The organism is Stakelama pacifica (assembly GCF_004361835.1).
GTDB lineage: Bacteria > Pseudomonadota > Alphaproteobacteria > Sphingomonadales > Sphingomonadaceae > Sphingomonas > Sphingomonas pacifica.
Genome location: NZ_SNWD01000006.1, coordinates 117340 through 138906, shown reverse-complemented (window position 1 = coordinate 138906; position 21567 = coordinate 117340). Strand labels below are relative to the sequence as shown.

Annotated in this window: 21 protein-coding genes and 1 tRNA gene; 4 read left to right on the top strand and 18 right to left on the bottom strand. The window is 63.2% G+C overall.

Annotated elements, in window-relative coordinates; genetic code table 11:
• The first annotated feature begins 34 nt into the window (after positions 1-34).
• Positions 35-2389 carry a glycoside hydrolase family 127 protein gene (locus EV664_RS10615; protein WP_229668212.1) on the top strand — a complete coding sequence of 785 codons (2355 nt, stop codon included), beginning with the start codon at positions 35-37 and terminating at the stop codon, positions 2387-2389.
• A 113-nt stretch (positions 2390-2502) separates the two neighbouring features.
• Here the strand turns inward: EV664_RS10615 and EV664_RS10610 are convergent, their stop codons facing one another.
• From EV664_RS10610 to nusB, 11 genes are all read right to left on the bottom strand, one after another.
• Positions 2503-3375, bottom strand: a complete 873-nt coding sequence (locus EV664_RS10610; RefSeq protein ID WP_133495683.1) for an SMP-30/gluconolactonase/LRE family protein — start codon at positions 3373-3375, stop codon at positions 2503-2505.
• An 18-nt stretch (positions 3376-3393) separates the two neighbouring features.
• Complete coding sequence (locus tag EV664_RS10605) at positions 3394-5214, bottom strand: IlvD/Edd family dehydratase (protein WP_133495732.1); 1821 nt, start codon at positions 5212-5214, stop codon at positions 3394-3396.
• Positions 5215-5643: 429 nt separating this feature from the next.
• Positions 5644-5719: transfer RNA gene (locus tag EV664_RS10600), tRNA-Phe, on the bottom strand.
• Between the two features lie 30 nt (positions 5720-5749).
• Positions 5750-5956, bottom strand: coding sequence for a DNA gyrase inhibitor YacG (locus EV664_RS10595; protein WP_133495682.1), 207 nt, complete (start codon positions 5954-5956; stop codon positions 5750-5752).
• Positions 5934-6914: a ribonuclease gene (locus tag EV664_RS10590; RefSeq protein ID WP_133495681.1), complete on the bottom strand. Its 981-nt coding sequence runs from the start codon at positions 6912-6914 to the stop codon at positions 5934-5936. Before EV664_RS10590 ends, EV664_RS10595 begins: the two co-directional genes overlap by 23 nt.
• Positions 6907-7476 carry a Maf family protein gene (locus EV664_RS10585; RefSeq protein WP_133495680.1) on the bottom strand — a complete coding sequence of 190 codons (570 nt, stop codon included), beginning with the start codon at positions 7474-7476 and terminating at the stop codon, positions 6907-6909. Before EV664_RS10585 ends, EV664_RS10590 begins: the two co-directional genes overlap by 8 nt.
• A 50-nt stretch (positions 7477-7526) precedes the next feature.
• The gene (gene infA, locus EV664_RS10580; protein WP_003049127.1) at positions 7527-7745 is read right to left on the bottom strand and encodes a translation initiation factor IF-1; all 219 of its coding nucleotides are present in this window, start codon (positions 7743-7745) and stop codon (positions 7527-7529) included.
• Positions 7746-7868: 123 nt separating this feature from the next.
• Positions 7869-9803 (bottom strand): S9 family peptidase, encoded by a 1935-nt coding sequence (locus EV664_RS10575; protein ID WP_133495679.1) that lies wholly within the window; start codon positions 9801-9803, stop codon positions 7869-7871.
• 95 nt (positions 9804-9898) lie between these two features.
• Positions 9899-12079 carry a sodium-translocating pyrophosphatase gene (locus EV664_RS10570; protein ID WP_133495678.1) on the bottom strand — a complete coding sequence of 727 codons (2181 nt, stop codon included), beginning with the start codon at positions 12077-12079 and terminating at the stop codon, positions 9899-9901.
• 107 nt (positions 12080-12186) lie between these two features.
• Entirely contained in the window at positions 12187-13098 is a 912-nt protein-coding gene (gene thiL / locus EV664_RS10565) for a thiamine-phosphate kinase (protein WP_133495677.1), read from the bottom strand.
• 27 nt (positions 13099-13125) lie between these two features.
• Complete coding sequence (nusB, locus tag EV664_RS10560) at positions 13126-13584, bottom strand: transcription antitermination factor NusB (protein ID WP_133495731.1); 459 nt, start codon at positions 13582-13584, stop codon at positions 13126-13128.
• A gap of 310 nt (positions 13585-13894) precedes the next feature.
• Between nusB and EV664_RS10555 the strand changes: the two genes are divergently transcribed.
• Entirely contained in the window at positions 13895-14194 is a 300-nt protein-coding gene (locus tag EV664_RS10555; RefSeq protein WP_133495676.1) for a PspC domain-containing protein, read from the top strand.
• Positions 14195-14427: 233 nt separating this feature from the next.
• On the opposite strand, the gene EV664_RS10550 is transcribed toward EV664_RS10555, so the two are convergent.
• From EV664_RS10550 to EV664_RS10520, 7 genes are read right to left on the bottom strand one after another with little or no spacing between them, the layout of a single operon-like run.
• Positions 14428-14991 (bottom strand): DUF1993 domain-containing protein, encoded by a 564-nt coding sequence (locus EV664_RS10550; RefSeq protein WP_133495675.1) that lies wholly within the window; start codon positions 14989-14991, stop codon positions 14428-14430.
• A gap of 30 nt (positions 14992-15021) precedes the next feature.
• Complete coding sequence (gene hisD / locus EV664_RS10545) at positions 15022-16311, bottom strand: histidinol dehydrogenase (protein WP_133495674.1); 1290 nt, start codon at positions 16309-16311, stop codon at positions 15022-15024.
• Complete coding sequence (gene hisG, locus EV664_RS10540) at positions 16308-16970, bottom strand: ATP phosphoribosyltransferase (RefSeq protein ID WP_133495673.1); 663 nt, start codon at positions 16968-16970, stop codon at positions 16308-16310. The genes hisD and hisG overlap by 4 nt, the downstream gene beginning before the upstream one ends.
• A gap of 41 nt (positions 16971-17011) precedes the next feature.
• Positions 17012-17899 (bottom strand): alpha/beta fold hydrolase, encoded by an 888-nt coding sequence (locus EV664_RS10535; protein WP_133495672.1) that lies wholly within the window; start codon positions 17897-17899, stop codon positions 17012-17014.
• A gap of 26 nt (positions 17900-17925) precedes the next feature.
• A complete protein-coding gene (locus EV664_RS10530; RefSeq protein ID WP_133495671.1) occupies positions 17926-18822 on the bottom strand; it encodes a pirin family protein in 897 nt (298 codons plus the stop codon).
• A gap of 5 nt (positions 18823-18827) precedes the next feature.
• Positions 18828-19532, bottom strand: coding sequence for a glutathione S-transferase (locus EV664_RS10525; protein WP_133495670.1), 705 nt, complete (start codon positions 19530-19532; stop codon positions 18828-18830).
• 1 nt (position 19533) lies between these two features.
• Entirely contained in the window at positions 19534-19821 is a 288-nt protein-coding gene (locus tag EV664_RS10520; protein WP_133495669.1) for a BolA family protein, read from the bottom strand.
• Positions 19822-19856: 35 nt separating this feature from the next.
• Here EV664_RS10520 and EV664_RS10515 point away from each other — a divergent pair, with 35 nt between their 5' ends.
• Positions 19857-20465 (top strand): J domain-containing protein, encoded by a 609-nt coding sequence (locus EV664_RS10515; protein ID WP_133495668.1) that lies wholly within the window; start codon positions 19857-19859, stop codon positions 20463-20465.
• A gap of 94 nt (positions 20466-20559) precedes the next feature.
• On the top strand, positions 20560-21564 hold the full coding sequence (cobS, locus tag EV664_RS10510) for a cobaltochelatase subunit CobS (protein WP_133495730.1): 1005 nt from the start codon (positions 20560-20562) through the stop codon (positions 21562-21564).
• The last annotated feature ends 3 nt before the right edge of the window (positions 21565-21567 follow it).

The window sequence follows — 21567 nt, the reverse complement described above, 5'->3', positions numbered from 1 at the left end:
CGTCGCCCTCGCCCGCCCGTTCGGAACTCATGCGATGATTGGTCGGCGTGGCTTCATGGCATCGGCAAGCGCTGCGGCGCTCGCCCTTCCCGCCGGGTTCGCGCGCGCTGCGCCGCAGGGCGCGGCGACCGGCTACCGCATCCGGGTACGCCCGGTTCCGCTCGAATCGGTACGACTGACCGAGGGGCCGTTCCTGCGCGCGATTGAGGCGAACCGCGCCTATCTGCTGTCGCTCGATCCCGACCGGTTGCTCCACAACTTCCGCGCAGGGGCCGGACTGGAGCCGAAAGCGCCGGTCTATGGCGGCTGGGAAGCGCGGGGGATCGCGGGGCATACGCTTGGCCATTATCTCAGCGCCTGTTCGCTGATGCATGCCCAGACCGGCGATGCGGCGGTGCGCGAGCGCGTCGCCTATATCATCGGCGAGCTTGCCGCATGTCAGGCGGCGCAGGGCGATGGCTATATCGGCGGCACCACGGTCGAACGCGACGGCAAAGAGGTCGACGGCAAGATCGTCTATGAGGAAATCCGGCGCGGCGATATTCGCACCGGCGGGTTCGATGTGAATGGCGGCTGGGTGCCGCTTTATACCTGGCACAAGGTGCAGGCGGGCCTGATCGACGCCGTGCGCATCGCAAAGGTCGATGCGGCGATGCCGGTGCTGATCGGCATGGCGGGCTATCTGGGCACGATCCTGGAGGGTCTGTCCGAAGCACAGATGCAGACGCTGCTAAAGGCCGAATATGGCGGGCTGAACGAAGCCTATGCCGAGACCTATGCGCTGACCGGCAATCCTCGCTGGCTGCGCATTGCCGAGAAGATTTACGACCATCGCGTGCTCGATCCGCTGGCCGGCGAGCAGGACAAGCTTGCCGGGCTGCACGCCAATACGCAGATCCCCAAGCTGATCGGGCTGGCGCGAATCTATGAACTGGGCGGCGGCGAGAAGGACCATGTCGCCGCGCGTTTCTTCCGCGATGTGGTGGCGCACCATCACAGCTATGTGATCGGCGGCAATTCCGAAGCCGAACATTTCGGTCCGCCCGACCAGCTTAGCAAAGCGATTACCGAGCGGACCTGCGAACATTGCAACAGCTACAACATGCTGAAGCTCACCCGGCATCAATATGGCTGGGCACCCGATGCGGCTTTGTTCGATTTTTATGAGCGCATTCATCTCAACCATGTGCTCGCCAGCCAGAATCCCGATAGCGGCATGTTCGCCTATTTCATGCCCTTATCTGCGGGGGCGAGGCGCACATGGTCGACGCCGCATGACAGTTTCTGGTGCTGTGTCGGATCGGGGCTGGAGAGCCATGCCAAGCACGGCGATTCGATCTACTGGCACGACGATGCGGCGCTGTACGTGAATCTGTTCATCCCCTCGGTGCTCGACTGGGAGGGCGCGAAGCTTTCCCTGTCAGGCGACTATCCTTTTTCGGACACGGTCACGATCGAGGTGAATGCGCCGATGGACCGTGCGCTTGCGCTCCGCCTGCCAGAATGGAGCGACGCGCCGCGGGTCAGGGTCAATGGCGAAACTGTGCGCTTTCAGAAGCGCGGCGGCTATGCCTGGCTGGCGCGCAAATGGCGGGCAGGCGACCGGGTCGAGCTGGTACTGCCCATGGCGCTTGCCGTCGAACCGATGGCCGATGATCCGGGTATTGTCGCCTTTACCCACGGCCCAGTCGTGCTTGCGGGCGATCTTGGGCCCGATACCGACCCGTGGGAAAGCCTGCCGCCTGCGCTGGTCGGGGCATCGCCGCGCGAGGCGGTGGCCCCGGTAGACGCCGCTGCGCACCATTTCCGGCTGAACGGCGCAAAGCCTCAGGCGGTGGAGCTGCTTCCTTTTTTTAACCGCTATGACCGGCGCACCGCGGTCTATTTCCCGAGTTTCACGCCAGCGCGCTGGGAACAGGAATCGGCGGCGTTCATCGCGGACCAGCGCGCGCAACAGGCGCTGAAAAAACGCACCGTCGATCAGATCGATATCGGCGAGCAACAGCCCGAGCGTGACCATGATTTCGCGCTGAACCATGCCGATCTGCAAAGCTGGGCGGGCAAGAGCGGGCGGTTGCTCCCCTGGGGCAAGGGTAATTTCGTCGAATTCACGCTTGCCGTTCGCCCCGGCCCGATGGTGCTGCGCGCGCTCTATTGGGGTGAGGAGGTCAACAAGGATTTCGTCATCCTGATCGACGGAAAGAAGCTGGCCGAGGAACGCCGCGCGGTGCCGCCGCTGAAAGAATGGACCTCGGTCGATTACGCGATTCCGGCCGGCTGGACAGCGGGCAAGGACAAGGTGCGCGTGCGCTTCGAAACGGCGGGCACCGATTGCCGGGTCTATGAGGTGCGGATGCTGGAAGCCGAAGGACGCGGAACGAGCGTCTGATCGTGCGCCCTGAACCCCGTCGTCATTGCGAGCGGAGCGAAGCAATCCAGCGGCGCGCGATGAGCTGGATTGCCGCGTCGCTTCGTTCCTCGCAATGATGACGGGGCGGATTCTCAGCCTTTGAACAGGCCGGGGGCGAGGCCCTGTACGCCCCCGGTCTCCACTTCGAACAGCGACCCGGAAAGCGGTTCGTCATGCTTGCCCTCGGCAGCCGAGGTGACGAACATCCGGTCGAGGTCCGGCCCCGCAAAACAGATATTGGTGATCTGACTGGCGGGGAGCTCGATCACCCGCTCGCGTTTTCCATCGGGCGTGAAGCGGCTGATACAGTTGCCGCCCCAATGCGCGACCCAGATGCCACCCTCGGCATCGGTGGTCATGCCGTCGGGGCGGCCCCAGCCATCCTCGAACCGCACAAAGGTTTCGCGCGCGCCCAGCGTGCCGTCGCCGGGAAAAGCGAAGCGATAGATAAAGCCGTGCGGCGTATCGGTGTGGTAAAAGGTCTCGCCATCGGCGCTGAAGGTCGGGCCGTTGGCAACCGTATAGCCCGATTCCATCACATGCATGCTGTGATCCGGATCGAGCCGGAACAGACCGCCGGTGGGCTTGTCAGCCGTCAGCGGCATCGATCCCGCCCAGATGCGGCCCGCACGGTCGGCCTTCGCATCGTTCATCCGATTGTCGGGCAGATCGGGATGCGGATTGGCGATCGCTTCGGTCCGCACCGTGTCGCCATCCAGATCAAGGGTATGAAAGCCGGTTTGCATCCCGGCGATCATCCCGCCCTGCTCGCGCTCGATGACCCAGCCGGTCATTTCGGGCATGTCCCAGCTTGTCACCGACATATCCGCCAGTGTCAGCCGGTGGAGCCGCTTCGAGAGAATATCGGTCCAGTACAATGCCTGTTCGCGCACCGACCAGAAGAGCCCCTCGCCCAGTTCATCCCGCGTGCCGCCACGTTCGACGATATGATAGTCCGCCGCCATCAGCACCCTCTCCCGCTTTTAGTGGTTGTGGCGCGGAACGCCGTAGACCTGCGCAATCCGCTGATATTTGACTGCCGGTTCGAGCACCGCGCCGGTGTCATACTGGCTCGTCACGCCGCGCTGCATTTCCTGCCATGGCGTTTGCGATTCCGGATAGGGATAGCCGCCCTTCGCCTCCAGATCGGCGCGGCGCTGTGCCAGTTCGGCATCGTCGATCAGGATATCGGCAGTGCCTTTCTTGAGGTCGATCCGCACCTTGTCCCCGGTCTGCAGCAAAGCAAGCCCGCCCATCGCCGCCGCTTCGGGCGAGGCGTTGAGGATCGACGGGCTGCCGCTCGTCCCCGATTGCCGTCCGTCGCCCATACACGGAAGCGAGGCTACGCCGCGTTTGATGAGTTCGGCAGAGGGGCGCATATTCACCACCTCAGCCGCACCGGGATAACCGATCGGCCCCGCCCCGCGCATGATCAGGATCGTGCGGTCGGTGATCGGCAGATCGGGGGAATCGATCCGGGCGTGATAGTCTTCGGGGCCGTCGAACACGATCACCGGCCCTTCGAACGCATCGGGATCATTGGGATCGGAGAGGAAACGCTGGCGGAATTCGTCCGAAATCACCGACCGCTTCATGATTGCGCTGTCGAACAGATTGCCGCGCAGCACCGAAAAACCGGCATTTTCGCGGATCGGCTTGTCATAGGGATGGATGACGCGCTCATCCTCAATCGTGGCGTCGCGGCAATTATCGCCCATCGTCCTGCCGTTGGCGGTCAGCGCATCTTCGTGGATCAGCCCCTGCTTCATCAGCTCGGCAACGATCGCGGGCACGCCGCCCGCATGATAATAATCCTCACCCAGATATTCGCCTGCCGGCTGCAGATTGACGAGCAGCGGCACTTCGCGGCCATAGGTCTGCCAGTCGTCGATCGACAGTTCGACACCGACATGGCGGGCAATGGCGTTAAGGTGGATCGGCGCATTGGTCGATCCGCCGATCGCCGAATTGACCCGGATCGCGTTGATGAACGCTTCGCGCGTCAGAATGTCCGAGGGTTTGCGGTTTTCGGCGACCATCTCGACGATCTGAAGCCCGGTGCGATACGCCGCTTCCTGCCGGTCGCGATAGGGCGCAGGGATCGCCGCCTGTCCGGGCAGGCTCATGCCCAGCGCTTCGGTCAGCGAATTCATCGTGGTCGCCGTGCCCATGGTGTTGCAATAGCCGGTCGAGGGCGCGGACGAGGCAACGAGCTTGATAAAGCCCTGATAGTCGATCTCCCCGGCGGCAAGCATCTCGCGCGCCTTCCATACGATCGTGCCCGACCCGGTGCGCTCACCCTTGTGCCAGCCATTGAGCATCGGGCCGACCGACAGCGCGATCGCCGGAATGTTCACCGTGGCGGCGGCCATCAGGCAGGCGGGCGTCGTCTTGTCGCACCCGGTGGTCAGCACCACGCCGTCGAGCGGATAGCCGTAGAGCAGTTCGACCAGCGCCATATAGGCAAGGTTGCGGTCCAGCCCGGCGGTCGGGCGCTTGCCGGTTTCCTGAATCGGGTGGACCGGAAATTCGATCGCGATGCCGCCCGCCTGGCGGATGCCTTCGCGGGTACGTTCGGCCAGCACGATATGGTGGCGGTTGCAGGGCGAAAGGTCGCTGCCCGTCTGCGCGATGCCGATGATCGGCTTGCCCGACTGCAGCTCTTCGAGCGACAGGCCGAAATTCATGTACCGCTCAAGATACAGCGCGGTCATGTCGGCATTGCTGGGGTCGTCAAACCATGCGCGGGATCGCAGCACCCGGCCGCTGGTGATATCGTCCTTGTTTATACCGCTTTCACTCATGTACTTGTCCGCCGTCGAAATGTGATGATGATATTCATGGGACAGGCGAGGTTCGCCCAATGGCCGAAGCGACAGCGCCGCACGCAGCAGCGCCATTCAGACGATTGTCCGCGCTTCCGACCGTCGTCGTAACCCTCCTTGCCGTTCGTTATTTATCAGACAAGTTACAGGAGGCGCGGTCGCGAACAAGCGAAAAATGACGTGCAGGGCAAGGAAATGCAAAGCTTTGTTCGTGGTATCGCTTCGCGCTGCGCCTTTCGGCCTGTCAGCTTAATGATTCGCGCTTACGGGCAGCTTTACGTCGGGGCGAAGGAACCGCATCCGAAGGTCTGACGATCCGGGCGCCGCACCCGGCGTGCAGCTGAACTTCGTCATGATCGCGCGATGTGCGGGGATGGATCGACCCGCCGGCATATGGGATCAGGAAAATGGTGCCCAAGGGCGGAATCGAACCACCGACACTGCGATTTTCAGTCGCATGCTCTACCAACTGAGCTACTTGGGCACACCAGCGAACCGCCGGAAGGGCAGGCTCTTAATCGGGCTTTTCGCCGCTGTCCAGCCCGCTTTCATGAAAAGCTGCCGCTTCGGGGTCAATTGCGGGGCCTGCGACGCGATAGCTTTCGCCCAGCCAGTTCAAAAGGTCGCGGTCGCGGCATCCCCGGCTGCAAAAGGGCGCATAGTCACGCACTGCGACATCACCGCAGAGCGGGCATTTATCAGGGGAAGCGGGCCTGGACATGGCCCGAGGATATGGCGAGCGCCGGGTCGGCGCGCAAGGCGATGGGGGCACCGATTCGCTGAGAAAGTTCGATTGCCCAGGATTCGCGCGATTCGATCGCGTGAACGATATGCGGATGCGCGTGGAGCGTCCGCTCGCCCGCGCCTTTGCTGCGCTCGGCGATACGCAGCAGCGCGCGCGCATGGCTAAGCAGCGAATCATGCGCGTACAGCTCCATCAGCGACAGGCGTGAGCGGCGGCGGATGATCTGGACGAAGCCGAAGCCGTTGACGGCGGTGCGTTCAAACGGCTGGGGAAGCGCTGCGTCGATTGCCTCGCCCGCCGCCTGACGAACCGCTTTATCGGCGACGGTGGGAAGGTCGATGCCGATCGATCCGCTGATATCAAGCCGCCGGACCGCGCGTGCGGCGGCAGCGGCTCCGCTGACCGCGAGGTCGCCGGGCGCGCCCTCGCCGTCAATGTCGATCAGAGTCATTGCAGGCGTCATCGTGATATGCGCGGTGCCGCCGACAAAAGCGATGCTGCCGCTTGCCGCCTCTTCGAGCAATTCGCTCCATCCCGCCGCTTCCAGCGCGTCGCCCTCGCGCCAGTCGAGCAGGCGCACCGGCCCGTCCAGCGTGTCGGCGAGCGCCGGTGCGGGACGCGGCGCTTCCTCGCTTGGCCGGGCAAGCGCGCGCTTGGGCTTGCCGCGTTCGGAAATGGCGGGGCGGGTGATTTCGATCGAAAGCGACGCGCCCTCGGTCACGCCGCGCGGCAGCGGGCTGAGCAGCGCTTCGCCGCCGTCCCAGACCGCGATCCCCTGATTGCGAGGCGGAATGCGCCGGGCGAGCCGCGCCCGAATCACGGTGCCGGGGGCAAGATCGTCATGCGGGCGGATGCGCGCTTCGACAATCGCGCCATCCTCGATCAGCGCCGCCCGGTCTTCGCCGATGCCGCGCTCGACCAGCCATTCAGCCAAGGCGGTATCCGCTTGCTTCGAGCAGCGCGCGCGTTTCGTAAAGCGGCAGGCCGATCACGCCCGACGGGCTGCCCGACAGCATCCGAACGAACACCGCGGCGCGGCCCTGAATGGCATAGCCGCCGGCCTTGCCCATCCCCTCCCCGCTGGCGACATACCAGTCGATATCGGCGTCCGAGAGGCGTTTGAACGCAACCACGGTTTCGGACACGCGCACTCGTTCGCGCCCTTGCGCATCGACAACGCACAGCGCGGAGAAACAACGGTGGCGACGGCCCGATAACAGGCCGAGCATGCGGCGCAGATCGGCTTCATCCTCCGGCTTGCCCAAGATGCGGCGGCCAAGCGCGATGCTGGTATCGCCCGCGAGCACGATCTCACCTTCGGCGCGTTCGACCGCGCGCGCCTTTTCCACCGCCATGCGCTCGACATAGACGCGCGGGCGTTCGTCGGCGCGGGGGCTTTCATCGATTTCGGGCGCAGCGAGCCGATCCGGCACCGCGCCGATCGAAACAAGCAGGTCGCGCCTGCGCGGGCTGGTCGATGCAAGGACGAGCTGCATAATGAGTCAGCCCTGCCTGCGGTCGCTAACGACCGGCAGGCCGGGACCAATCATTTGAAGCGATAGGTGATGCGCCCCTTGGTCAGATCATAGGGCGTCAGTTCGACCAGCACCTCATCCCCGACCAGCACGCGAATGCGGTTCTTGCGCATCTTGCCCGCAGTGTGACCGAGAATTTCGTGGTCATTCTCAAGCCGGACGCGGAACATGGCGTTGGGCAGCAGTTCGACCACCTGCCCACGCATTTCAAGTAGTTCTTCCTTGGCCAAAAAAACCTCTTCGCAATTGGCATAGAAATTCGAGAAGCGCCTTTAGGCCGAACGGCAAAGAAAGAAAAGGCGCAACCCGCAAGATGGGGTGAGATGCGCGCTTTTCCAAGGCATGGCGTCTGTTCAGGCGGGATTATATTTCTTCAGGAACGCTTCCATCGCGTTGAGGAATTCCAGCCGGTCTTCCATCCGGCTGAAATGGTGGTCGGCGTCCGGCTGTTCGATAAATTGCACCGGTTTACCCAGTTTTTCGAGCTTTTCCGCCATGTCGTGGCTCTGATCGAACGGAACGACCAGATCCTTTTTGCCGTGAACGAGCAGCAGCGGCAGCGCGATATCTTGCGGAGAATTGATCGGCGAGACCGATTTCAGGTCAGGCGCCTGCTCAGTGAGCCAGTCCTTTCTCGACCCCGAAAACAGGAAATTATTATTATAGCCGATAAGCGCCTTCAGGTCGGAAACCCCGGCATAGGAGATCGCGCAGCGATAATGGGACGCATCGCGCTCCGCCGCGCGGATCGCGGCATAGCCGCCATAAGAAGCACCGGCGATGCACACGCGCGCGGGATCGGCGATGCCCTGATCCGCGAGATAGGTGATAGCGTCGACCAGATCGTCCTGCATCTTGCCGCCCCATTCGCCCTGCCCTGCATCCGCCAGCTTCGTGCCATAGCCTGACGATCCGCGGTAATTGGGCTGGACGACCGCATAGCCACGGCTTGCGAGAAATTGCGTCCAGAAATCCCAGCTTTCGTCATCGCGGGCGGAAGGCCCGCCATGCGGCAGGACGATCAGCGGAAGTGCCTCTTCCTTCCCCTTCGGCAGGGTCAGCACCGCTTCGATCTCTAGGCCGTCGCGCGACTTGTACCGGATTGAACGCACCGGGTTCAGGCGGTGTAACCCGATTTTCGGATTTACCAGACCGATCGAGATCATCCCCTGTGTCGGACGATCGTAAACGAAATATGCCCCCGGTCCGTCCGGCGCGGATACGTAAATGATCGCTCGGTCGTGCCTGTCGTCGAGCGACAGGATGTCGGCACGCGCGTGCTGAATTTTGGCGTCTATCTCTTGCTGCAGCGCGACCATGTCGGCACTGACCCAGTGGCTGCGTTCCTGCTTTTCCAGCGTGACATAGCCGTCGAGCGCGCCGGATACCCCATTGATCGCAACCCCTTCGACATCATAGCCGGGGGTGGAAAACACCTTCTCACCCTTTGCGAATTTCGTCAGGTCGTAGCGATAGACCGCCATCGTTCCCGCCTCATCTTCAGCGAGGGTCAGCGCGCTGCCATCGGGCAGAAATATGTCGGGCGTGTCGCGCGCGTCATCCTTGTCGGTCGCGGACCGATCAATTGTGCGGAAGCGTTCGTCATTGGTCGTGCGATAGATCACCTGCCGGTGGCGTCCGTCGTTCGAATGACCGATGCCGACGCGAACGACGCCCCGATGGTCGACGATCCAGTTCATCACGCCGCGATGCGGCATCGCGATCACCCGCTCGCGCCCCGTCGATACGTCGACATCGACCACGCTGGGCCAGAAATCGATATGGTCCGAAAAAATGTCATGCTGCGCCGCCAGCATGACATGCGGCGAGCCATCCGAAGCGACCCATAACAGGCGGTCGCCCGTCTGCCCCAGATCGCGTTTCCTGTCGCCCAGCGGAACCGTCTGCGTACCGTCGGCCTTCACGCCGACTGCCCGGCGGATATACGCTTCACCATATCTGCCGAACGGGCGGCTATCGCCGATGCCGACTACCAGCCAGTCGTTATTTACCCAGCGCCACCAATTAAGGTCGTTGTCGCCGGTGCCGATCACCTTCGGCTTGCCGCCATCGATCGGCGCGATCGTCAGATATTGCGCGCCGTCGAGCACGTATAATGCGGCGATCTTCGTCCCGTCGGGAGAGATTGAAGGCCGGGCAATGACCGGCAACTGCGCGAAATCCGCCGCGCTCAATTCTGCACCTGCCTGCGCCAGTGCCGGCAATGCTGCCGGAACGCTCAAAAATGTTGCGGCAAGCAGTGCCGCGAAACGCTTTTTCACTTTCATTCAGTGCCCCCCCCCCGCAGATCGAAAAACAAACCCCACTCAGCTTGCATAAGCCGAAGCGTCCCGACCGTCGACTGGCCGGGACGCCCCGAATATTATACCGCCCCGCCCGCCAGCGCGGCGAGCAGCAGCAGCGCGACGATATTGGTGATCTTGATCATCGGATTGACCGCCGGGCCTGCCGTATCCTTGTACGGATCGCCCACCGTGTCGCCGGTCACCGCCGCCTTGTGCGCTTCGGAACCCTTGCCGCCATGATGGCCGTCCTCGATATATTTTTTGGCATTGTCCCATGCGCCGCCGCCGCTCGTCATCGAAATCGCGACGAACAGGCCGGAGACGATCACGCCGAGGAGCATTGCGCCAAGCGTCGCGAACCCCTGTTCCCTGCCGCCGACCCAGCTGATGATGAAGAACACCGCCACCGGGCTGAGCACCGGGAGCAGCGAGGGGATGATCATCTCGCGGATGGCGGCGCGCGTGACGATATCGACGGTACGGGCATAATCGGGGCGGCTGGTGCCCGCCATGATGCCGCTATCGTCGCGGAACTGGTCGCGCACATCCTGCACCACCGATCCTGCCGCACGCCCCACCGCCGTCATGCCGAACGCCCCGAACAGATAGGGAAGCAACGCGCCGAGCAGCAGTCCGACGATGATATAGGGGTTGGAGAGCGAGAAATTGACCGGTCCGGTCAGACCAAGCGCCGCAGCATAGCGGTCGAGATCGGTCGTATAGGCACCGAACAGCACCAAGGCGGCGAGCGCCGCCGATCCGATCGCATAGCCTTTTGTCACCGCCTTGGTCGTATTGCCGACCGCGTCGAGCGCGTCGGTGCGCTCACGCACATCATCGGGAAGACCCGCCATCTCGGCTATGCCGCCCGCATTGTCGGTCACCGGCCCATAGGCGTCGAGCGCGATCACCATCCCGGCAAGTGCCAGCATCGATGTTGCCGCAAAGGCGATGCCGATGATCCCGGCAAGCTGATAGGCGGCGATCACCGCGACCACGATGACGATCGTCGGCAGCGCGGTCGATTCAAGGCTGACGGCCAGCCCCTGAATGACGTTCGTGCCGTGGCCGGTTTCCGACGAACGCGCGATCGATCGCACCGGACGGTAGTTGGTGCCGGTATAATATTCGGTGATCCACACGAGCGCGGCGGTGACGCCCAGCCCGATCATCATGCACCAGAACAGGTCCATGCCGGTAAAGGCCGTCGCCGAAGCCGTGGCCGCGCCCGCAAGCGCCTCGCGCGTCATCGCGTCCGATCCGCCGTCCAGAAACCCTGCGCCGCCGATCACCGCATGCATATCGCCCAGCGCCCATTGGGTGACGAACCAGATCGCCGGGATGGCGAGGATCGCTGCGGTCCAGAAGCCCTTATACAGCGCGCCCATGATCGACTGGTTCGACCCCAGCCGCACCATGTACGTGCCAAGGATCGAGGTCAGGATGCACACACCGCCGACGATCAGCGGCAGCACCATCAGGCCGAGGAGCTCCGCCCCCGATGCCTGTACCAGTAGCGCGACCGACACCATGGTCAGGCCAAGCGTCACGACATAGGTTTCGAACAGATCGGCGGCCATTCCGGCGCAGTCGCCGACATTGTCGCCGACATTGTCCGCGATGGTTGCGGGGTTGCGCGGATCATCCTCCGGGATGCCGGCCTCCACCTTGCCCACCAGATCAGCCCCGACATCCGCCGCCTTGGTAAAGATACCGCCGCCCAGCCGGGCAAAGATCGAAATCAGCGATGCGCCAAAGGCAAGCGCGGTCAGCGCCTCGATAATCTCGCGATCATTGGCGGCGTGACCCGCAGGGCCGATGAGGTACCAGAAGAAGACGGCGATCGCGAGCAGGCCAAGGCCCGCCACCAGCATGCCGGTGATCGCGCCCGACCGGAACGCAACCGTCAGGCCGCCCTGAAGCGAGGTGCGCGCGGCCTGTGCCGTGCGGACATTGGCACGCACCGAAATGTTCATGCCGACATAGCCCGCAACGCCCGACAGGATCGCGCCGATCAGAAAGCCGATCGTGGAGAGCCAACCCAGTGTCAGCACCAGAATGACCGCGACTGCAAGGCCGACCATCGCAATGGTGCGATATTGGCGGCCGAGATAGGCCTGCGCCCCTTCCTGAATGGCGGCGGCGATGTCGCGCATCTTCTCATCCCCGGCGGGATTGCGAAGAATCTGCATGCTGGTGAAGACGCCGTAGAGCACGGCGATCAGACCACAAATTATGGCGCAATATAGAATTGTCATGAAACGGTATCCTCCCCGTTCTGTCCGGGCGGGCCGTTGGTTCTGTCGCGTCGGTCCCGCCGCAATAACAGGAGCGTATCCCTATGACACGCGCCCGGCAAGCGCGCTCAGCTTCCGTGCTGAAAGCCCAGCCGGTCGGGGAGGGAAAGTGCGTTGCCCCGCCACCGCAGCGTCAACCCTTCGCCCGGTTCGAGCCTGCCGATGCGCGTTGCGGCAACGGGCGGCTGAGTATCGCCGGGAAGCGCGAAGAGCAGTTCATAATCGTCGCCCGCTGTAACGGCGGCGAGGCGGGCGGATTCATCGTCGCCTGAGAAATCGCGCAGCGCATCGGAAAGCGGCACGGCATCAAGATCAATCCCGACCGCCAGGCCGCTTGCCGCTGCCATGCGCGAGGCATCGATGAGCAGGCCATCCGAAATATCCATCATCGCGCTTGCATCGGCGCTGAGCGCCCGCCCCTCGGCGATACGCGGCACCGGGCGGCGATAGGCGGAGCGCAGGCTTTCGGGGCCGTCCGCGCCTTGCGCGATGCGAAGCCCGGCCCCCGCATCGCCGATGGTGCCCGTCACCCAGAGCGAGTCCCCGGCCTTCGCGCCGCCACGCCGCGCCACCCGGTCGGCCGCACCGATCGCGGTCAGCGATAAGGTACGCGCGCGTCCACCGCCCCGAACGGTATCGCCGCCCAGCAAAGGCGCATCGAACGCGCGGATCGCCTCATCCAGCCCGGTCAGAAAGGCGCGGTCCCATGCGTCGTCCCCCAGCATATAGCCGAGCATCAGACCGACCGGGCGGGCGCCCTTCGCGGCAAGGTCCGAAAGATTGACCGCGACCAGCTTCCACGCGACATCGTCCGGCGGATCGAGGGGGAGATAATGCACCCCCTCGACGATCATATCCTTGGTGAGGACGAGCTGCTCGCCCGCCCGGTGGCCGAGTATCGCCGCATCGTCGCGCAGCCCGTCCGCGCCGGGGTGGAGCGGCAAGCGGGCGAGCGCCGCGATAAATTCGGCTTCGTTCATCGCGGAAAGGTGCGAGGGCCGGTCAAATCAGCGAAGCGCCTTCGCCACCGCATCGAGCAGGCCGTTGACGAAACCCGCCTCGCGCTTGTCGTAAAAAGCGTGCGCGATATCGAGATATTCGCTGATGATCGCAGCGGTCGGCACATCGGGCCGTGCGAGCAATTCATAGGTGCCCGCGCGCAAGATCTGACGCATCGGCTTGTCGAGCCGCTCGATCGACCATTGGGCGGACAGCTTGCCCGCAATCGCGCGGTCGATTTCGTCGCGACGCGAATCGACGCCGGTTACCAGATCGTCGAAAAAGGCGATATCCGCCTCGGCATATTCGACATCCTCGATCACCCGGCCAAGCCGGTGATTGTGGAATTCGTGCAGCAGCGCAGGGATCGAGGTTCCCTCCATCTCGTGCTGATAGAGCGCCTGTACGGCGCCGAGTCGCGCGGCGGCGCGCGCCTGGGATCGGGTCTTTGCTTTAGGACTGGGCATGATCGGCGTGAGATAGTCGGACCAGCGGATAAACGCAAAGGGCAAGGTGAAAGGACTTGCTTTGGTATTGAAATTATGTTGCTGAGCAGCGCAACATTGGCTGCCACCATCGGTCGGTGCGGAGATTGCGCGAACATTCGGGTATTTTTCCCAAATAGTTGCGGCTCACCCCACCGGACGCACTACTGGCTTTCCGGGGGAAATATTTCAAACTATTGATATTACATCATTTTCCATAACTGGCACGGGCTTTGCGAAGCCTTGATCATCCGAACGAAATACGGGTTCAGAGGGTCAGGGAGACACGAAAATGCAACGCGTAACCACTAGCTTGCTTCGGCGGTCCGACACGCTGCTGGGCGTATGCGAAGGCATCGGGCAGGAATTTGGTTTCAATCCCAACTGGCTGCGCATCGTGCTCGCCGTGTCGATGATCTGGAACCCGGAAATGGTGCTCGCCGCTTATGCGGTGATGGGAATTGCGGTTTTCGCCGCGCGGCTGGTGATGCCGCCGCGGCTGACGAGTTCCGCAGCGGCAGAGGCGAACAACGCCTCTGTCCGATGCGGAGAAAATGACGACTCAACCATGGTCGCAGCTGCGGCGGCCTGAGTTCGTCATCACAGGAGGGGGCCGGTATCCGAAAGGGTGCCGGCCCTTTTGTTTGAGCAGGCATTATGCCGTCTCCCCCTACCCCCTTCATGCCCGCTACGGAAATAAGGCTTTCGTCGCCCCGGCGCAGGCCGGTGTCGTCGCCGACTGCATCCAGCGGCTGCGGCCTCCGCCGCAGCGACGTCAGGGGAAGGGAAATAACCAATCGAGCACTCAGCGCCGTCCTGCGGCTCTCACCCGGCAGGCGCGGTACCGGGGCGCAGATAGGCGAACATGTGCGGCACGAAATCCGCCTTGCCGATCTCCACGCCCTGATTACGCAGGATGGCGTAGGCCGTGATGACGTGGAAATAGAATTGCGGCAGCGCCCAGTCGCGCACAAAGCTTTCGCCGGTCATGTCGAAGATGATGCCGCCGGGCACTTCGACCACCACCGCCTGATCCGCGCGATCGTCGAGCGCATCGTCGGACACGCCATCAAGAAACGCCAGCGCCTCGTCCAGCCGCGCGCGGGCATCGGCGATCGATCCGGGCGCTTCGCCCGCATTGCGCGCTTCGTCGGCGACGGCCTGAACGCTTTCGGGCACCGCTTGCCCATGCAGGCGATACACCGCCTCCTGCGCCTGATAGGCCGCAAAGCGGATCTGCGTCGCCAGCGGATACATGTCCGCCGCCAGCCGCGCCGAAAGCAGTTCGTCGGTCCGGTCAGCCAACTGCCGCTCCGCCTTTTCCAGCAGCCCCGACAGGGTACGCAACATGTTGCGGTAGGACGGAACGAGCAATTGGGTCAGCGACATCGAAGCACCTCTTTGGCGAGACAGTTATTCCTAGGATTTCAGCCGCAGCGCCACCGATCTGGCGTGGGCAGGCAGTCCTTCGGTTTCGGCAAGCTTCACCGCAGCCGGACCGATCGCATCGATCCCCGCCTGCCCCAGCGACAAAAAGCTGGTCCGCTTCATGAAATCCAGCACCGACAGCCCGCTCGAAAAGCGCGCTCGGCGCCCGGTGGGCAGGACATGGTTCGGCCCGGCGACATAATCGCCCACCGCTTCGGGGGTGTGGCGGCCGAGAAATACCGAACCGGCGTGGCGCACCTTCGCGAACAACGAATCGGGATCATCGACCGCGAGTTCGAGATGTTCGGGCGCGAGCCGGTCGACGAGCGGCAGCGCGGCCATCAGGTCCGGCACCAATATGATCGCACCGTTCGCGTCCCAGCTTTGCCGCGCGACATCCTTTGTCGACAGCGTGCCGATCTGCCGATCGACCGCCTTTGCGACCGAGTCCGCAAACAGCGCATCGTCGGTGAACAGGATCGACTGGCTGGACGGATCATGTTCGGACTGGCTGAGCAGGTCAGCTGCGATCCATTCGGGATCGTTGGCGGCGTCCGCGACCACGACGATCTCGCTCGGCCCTGCAACCATGTCGATGCCGACCACGCCATAAAGCTGACGCTTTGCCTCCGCGACCCAGGCATTGCCGGGGCCGGTGACGACATCGACCGGCGCAATCCGCTGCGTGCCGTAAGCGAGCGCGGCAATCGCCTGCGCGCCGCCGATTCGCCAGACTTCATCGACGCCGGTGATATGCGCGGCGGCGAGCACCAGCGGATTGACCTCACCCTTCGGCGTCGGCGTCACCATGACGAGCCGCTCGACGCCCGCAACCTTGGCCGGAATCGCGTTCATCAGCACCGAGGACGGATAGGCAGCGCGCCCGCCCGGGACATAGACGCCCGCCGCATCGACGCTGCGCCAGCGCGCACCGAGGCGAACCCCCGCATCGTCGGTGGAATCGCTGTCGGCCGGTTTCTGCTTTTGGTGATAGGCAGCGATCCGGTCGCGCGCGAGTTCGAGCGCGGCGCGCAGATCGGGCTCCAGCCCGTCATAAGCAGCGGCAAGTTCGGAAGATTCGATCCGCCAGCCGCTCTCATCCAGATCATGGCCGTCGAATTTCTGGGTAAAGGCGCGGATCGCGGCGTCGCCTTCATCCCGCACCGAGGCGGTGATGACGCGCACGTCGCGCTCGACATCCGAATCCGCTTCGCGCCGGGCATTGACCAGATCGTCGAACGCCGCCGCGAACCCCGCCTCGCGGGTATCGAGCCGGATCATGCGGCCTGATCCTCCACCGCGCGGCGGAAGGCATCGACCAGCGGCACGACCTCGCCCACCCGCGTTTTGAACGCAGCGCGGTTGACGATCAGGCGGCTGGTGACCTCTGCGATCACCTCAACCTCGACCAGCCCATTTTCCTTCAGCGTGCGGCCCGAGGACACCAGATCGACGATGCGCGGGGCAAGGTCGAGCTTGGGGGCCAGTTCCATCGCACCGTTCAGCTTCACGCATTCGGCCTGCACCCCGCGCGCGGCGAAATGCTTTGCGGTGATGTGCGGATATTTGGTCGCGATGCGGACATGGCTCCATCCGCGCGGATCATCCTTTGCGGCCATATCTTCCGGCTCGGCCACCGAGATACGGCACCCGCCGATGCCGAGATCGACGGGCGCATATAGCTCGGAATAATCGAACTCCATTAGCACGTCCGACCCGACAATGCCAAGCTGCGCCGCGCCATGCGCGACAAAGGTCGCGACGTCGAACGCGCGCACCCGGATGATATCGATATCGGGCCGGTTGGTCGAAAAGCGCAGCGCGCGGCTGTTCTTGTCGACAAAGGCCGGTTCGGGCACGATGCCGACGCGGGCGAGCAGAGGCAGCGCCTCTTCGAGAATGCGTCCCTTCGGAACGGCGATGATGACGGGTTCGGACATGGCAGTGGCGCTCTACGTTGCGCCGCGCGCGGGTGCAACAATCACGCGGGCAGCCAGTCGCGCATCGCGCGGTTGACCTCGTCCGGCGCTTCCCACGGCACGAAATGCCCGGCATCGACGCGCACCAACGTCAGGTCGGGGACGAATTGGTCCAGCCCGTCGATCTGACAGGGGAGCAGCGCGCTGTCCTTCACGCCCCAGATAACCAGCACCGGCATTTGCAGCGGCGGAAATAGGGCATCAAGAAAGGCCGGCCGTTTCGGCTCTTCATCCATCGAAGGCACGACAATGCTGCTCGCGCGATACCAGTTGAGCATGGCGGTCATCGCGCCGGGCTGCGCCCATTCGTCGAGATAATTCGCCTTCTCATCCGCCATCAGTGCCAGATCGGCATGTTTGGCAAAGCTGGTGTCGAAAAACGTCTCCAGCCCGATCGCGGCGATGTGGTTTTCCAGCTCCGGATTACGAAAGGCGCGGATATACTGGCTCGCCGCGCGCTGTTCCGGATCATCGAACAATGTCTTTTGAAAGATATAGGGATGCGGCGCGTTGAGGATCACCAGCCGCTCGACCCGGTCGGGCCGGGTGAGCGCCAGCATCCATGATATGGCCCCGCCCCAGTCATGGCCGACCAGCGTGAAACGCTCCTTCCCGAAATGCTCCATCAGCGCGATGGCGTCGCCCACCGGCTTTTCGGGGCGATAGTCGTCGACATGCGGCGGCTTGTCCGAACGGGCGAATCCACGCTGATCGGGGGCGACGACGAAGTGATCGCGGGCGAATTCGTCGATCTGATACCGCCAGGTGCGGTGCGATTCGGGAAAGCCGTGCAGGAACAGCATGGCAGGCGAATCCGGGTCCCCTGCCGTCACGACATCAAGGCTTATGCCGCTTGAAAGCGCGATGCGCTGCATTTCCGATTCCGCCATTTTCGCCTCTCCTGCTGCTTGCCCGTTCAGGGATAGCTGACAGTCTTGGGGATTTCGGGGATCGGAATCCATTCCTTTTCATCGCCGGGCACTTTGGGAAACTCGCCCGCTTTCCATGCGCGCTTCGCCTCGTCGATGCGGTCGCGGCGCGAGGAGACGAAGTTCCACCAGACATGGCGCGGGGTGGTGAAGGCCTCGCCCCCGCACAGCATGATCCGCCCGCCCGATTGCGAGCGCAGTGTCGCGGTGATGCCGGGTTTGAGGATATAGAGGGTGAGCGGCTCCAGCGTCATGCCGTCCAGGGTGGCATCGCCCATTGCGACATACAGCGCACGCTCATCGGCGTTGGCGTCGATCGGAATGCTGCCGCCAGCCTCCAGCGCGATATCGCCATAGATGGTCTGCGCATAGGTGGTGGTCGGCGCACTCGCCCCCCAGAGCGAACCCATGATGATTCGCGCTCTTGCGCCACTTCCCTCGATCACCGGAAGCGTCTGCGCACCGACATGTTCGAAGGCCGGGTCCATTTCCTCCGCCGCTTCGGGCAAAGCAAGCCAGGTCTGGATGCCCGAAAGCTCCGGCCCCTTTGTCCGCTCACCCTCAGGAGAGCGTTCGGAATGCGCGATGCCATGCCCGGCGGTCATCAGATTGACCGCCCCCGGTTCGATCGTCGCAAAGGTGCCGATCGAATCGCGATGGTCGATCGCGCCTGCGAACAGATAGGTGACCGTGGCAAGGTTGATATGCGGATGCGGGCGAACATCGATCCCGCTCCCCACCTCGAGATGCGCAGGCCCCATCTGGTCGAAAAAGATGAACGGACCGACCATGGTGCGCGGGCGCGACGGCAATGTGCGGTGCACCCGAAACCCACCCAGATCGTGCGAGGTAGGAGTAATTGTCTGCAACACCATGTCGTCCATGCCGCTCATTCCTCGTCAAGTTCCGGGTAATGCCGGAAGATACCGTCCTGATTAAAGGGGACGCGCCGGTCGCTGTTCAGATAGGTTTTGATACCGGGAAGGTCGGCCACCTGATCGCGGATACGCATCAGCGCGGGGTAATCGCTCGCAAAATTGCGCATGGCGTTGGGGAACATGTAGCGCAGCCCCTCGACAAGCTGGAACAGCGAACAATCGGTGTAGCACCAGCGATGGTCGATCAGCCACTCGCCCGGATTGGTGTTGGCCACCTGTTCGAAATGGGTGAGGAATTTGGGGATACGCTCTTCGCGGAACTGCTTCGCGGCGCGCGCGGCCTCCGCCTTCTGGTCCTCATAATAGGCACCGCCCCCGACCGGATGGTGCACATTATGCACCTCCGCCACCATGTCCGCGATGGTCAGTTCAACCTGATGCAGCCATAGCCGATCCGCCATGTTGGAGGGGGCGAGATGGTGCCGCTCCCCCAGGTACATCAGGATGTTCGCGACATGCGCAATCGCGATGCCGTCGATTTCCAGATAGGGCGGCGCATAGGGTTTGCGGGCGAAGGATCGCATATTTTCGATCAGCGCCTCCGCGCCCTCCTCGCGCCCGCAGTCGCGATATTCGATTCCTGCCGCTTCCAGCGATAACCGGACAAATTCGCCGCGCCCCTGAAGGCCGGGCCAGTACCAGAGATTATATGCCATTCTACCCCTCGTCAGGCGCGCTTGCCCGGATCGACAAAGCGTGGATTTTCTCTGCCAGCAGATCGGCAAGCGCTTGGTTTACCATACGTTGCCGTTCAACGCGCGACTTGGACAAAAAGTGTCGGCTTTGCACAATCACGGTAAAATGGCTCTCGCCCGATCCATCATCGCCCATATGGCCGGCATGATGGTGGCTGTCGTTGATAACCTCCAGCTTTTCAGGCGAAAGCGCCTCGGTCAGGCGGCGGCGGATCTGGGTGGCGACGGGGCCGGTAGCAGTATCAGTCATCGCGCCTATATAAGGCGTTTTGCCCGGGGAGTCGCGTGGCAGGCGAAAGCAATAACCGAAAAGAACGACCGAAAACCCGTTTTCATGGCCGGGTCGAAGGAAATGGCCGCCGTTGCGACTGGCCCGGCTGTGAGGAGCCAGGCGAATTTCGCGCGCCGCCGCTGGAGGGCGCATCGGGCGGCGACGGCCCCGGTGCATGGCGCTGGTTCTGCCTCGACCATATCCGCGCGTTCAATTCGAGTTACAATTTCTTCGAAGGGATGAGCGCGGACGAAATCCATCATGCGCAGCGCCCTTATTCGGGATGGGATCGCGAAACCCGCGCTTTTGCCCATACCGGGGCCGACCGGGCACCGCGCTGGCGCGAATTTACCGATCCCCTCGACGCAATCGGTGCGCGCTTTCGCGAGAAAGTGGCGCGCGGGCGGCAGGACGGAAAGCCGCTGTCGGGCCGCGACCGCGCGGCGCTGCAGGTGCTCGGCCTTGGAACCGATGCCGACCGCAAAGCGCTTCGCCAGCGTTATTCGAACCTGGTGCGCGAATATCACCCCGACCGGAACGGCGGCGATCGCAGCCATGAAAAGGCGCTGCAACGGGTGATCGAAGCGTATCAGCATCTGAAGGCCTCCCCGGCCTTTGCTTAACCACAGCATGCCTTATTGCGAACGCGAAGGCGTTGCGGGTGCACCTGCGAAGGGCTACCTGCGATAGCGACAAGAGATGAACAGGACCGACCCGATGGCAGACCTTTCCAACACGCAGCCGGACAGCCGCGAAACCACCATCCTCGATGCACCCGACAAGATGGTGAAGGTGCGCGACCTTTTCGGCATCGACAGCGATATGGAATGCCCCGCGTTCAGCGAAGCCGATGAACGCGTGCCCGATTCTGATCCTGCCTATGTTTTCGATCCCGACACCACGATGGCGGTGCTGGCCGGGTTCGCGCATAATCGCCGGGTGATGGTTCAGGGCTATCACGGCACCGGCAAATCGACGCATATCGAACAGGTCGCGGCGCGGCTGAACTGGCCGCTGGTGCGCATCAATCTCGACGCGCATATCAGCCGGATCGACCTGATCGGGCGCGACGCCATCGTCCTGAAAGACGGGCAGCAGGTTACCGAATTTCGCGAAGGCCTGCTCCCCTGGGCATTGCAGACTCCGACGGCGTTAGTATTCGACGAATATGATGCGGGTCGCCCCGATGTGATGTTCGTGATCCAGCGCGTGCTGGAGACCGAGGGCAAGCTGACGTTGCTCGATCAGAATCGCGTGATCCGCCCCAACCCCTATTTCCGCCTGTTCGCGACGTCGAACACGGTCGGGCTCGGCGATACCAGCGGCCTGTATCACGGGACGCAGCAGATCAATCAGGGGCAGATGGACCGGTGGAACATCGTCGTCACGCTGAACTATCTGCCCGCCGCGACCGAGGCGCGGATCGTGCTCGCTAAATCGGGCGAATATGACAAGCCGGAGGGCAAGGAAGTCGTCGAAAAGATGGTGCGCGTCGCGGACCTGACGCGGCAGGGCTTCGTCAATGGCGACATCTCGACCGTGATGAGCCCGCGTACGGTGATCAGCTGGGCGCAGAATGCGCTGATCTTCGGCAATGTCGGCTTTGCCTTCCGCCTGTCCTTCCTCAACAAATGCGATGAGGCGGAGCGCGGGCTGGTCGCCGAATATTATCAGCGCGTCTTCGGCGATGATCTGCCTGAAAGCGTGGTTGGAAAGGCATAAAGC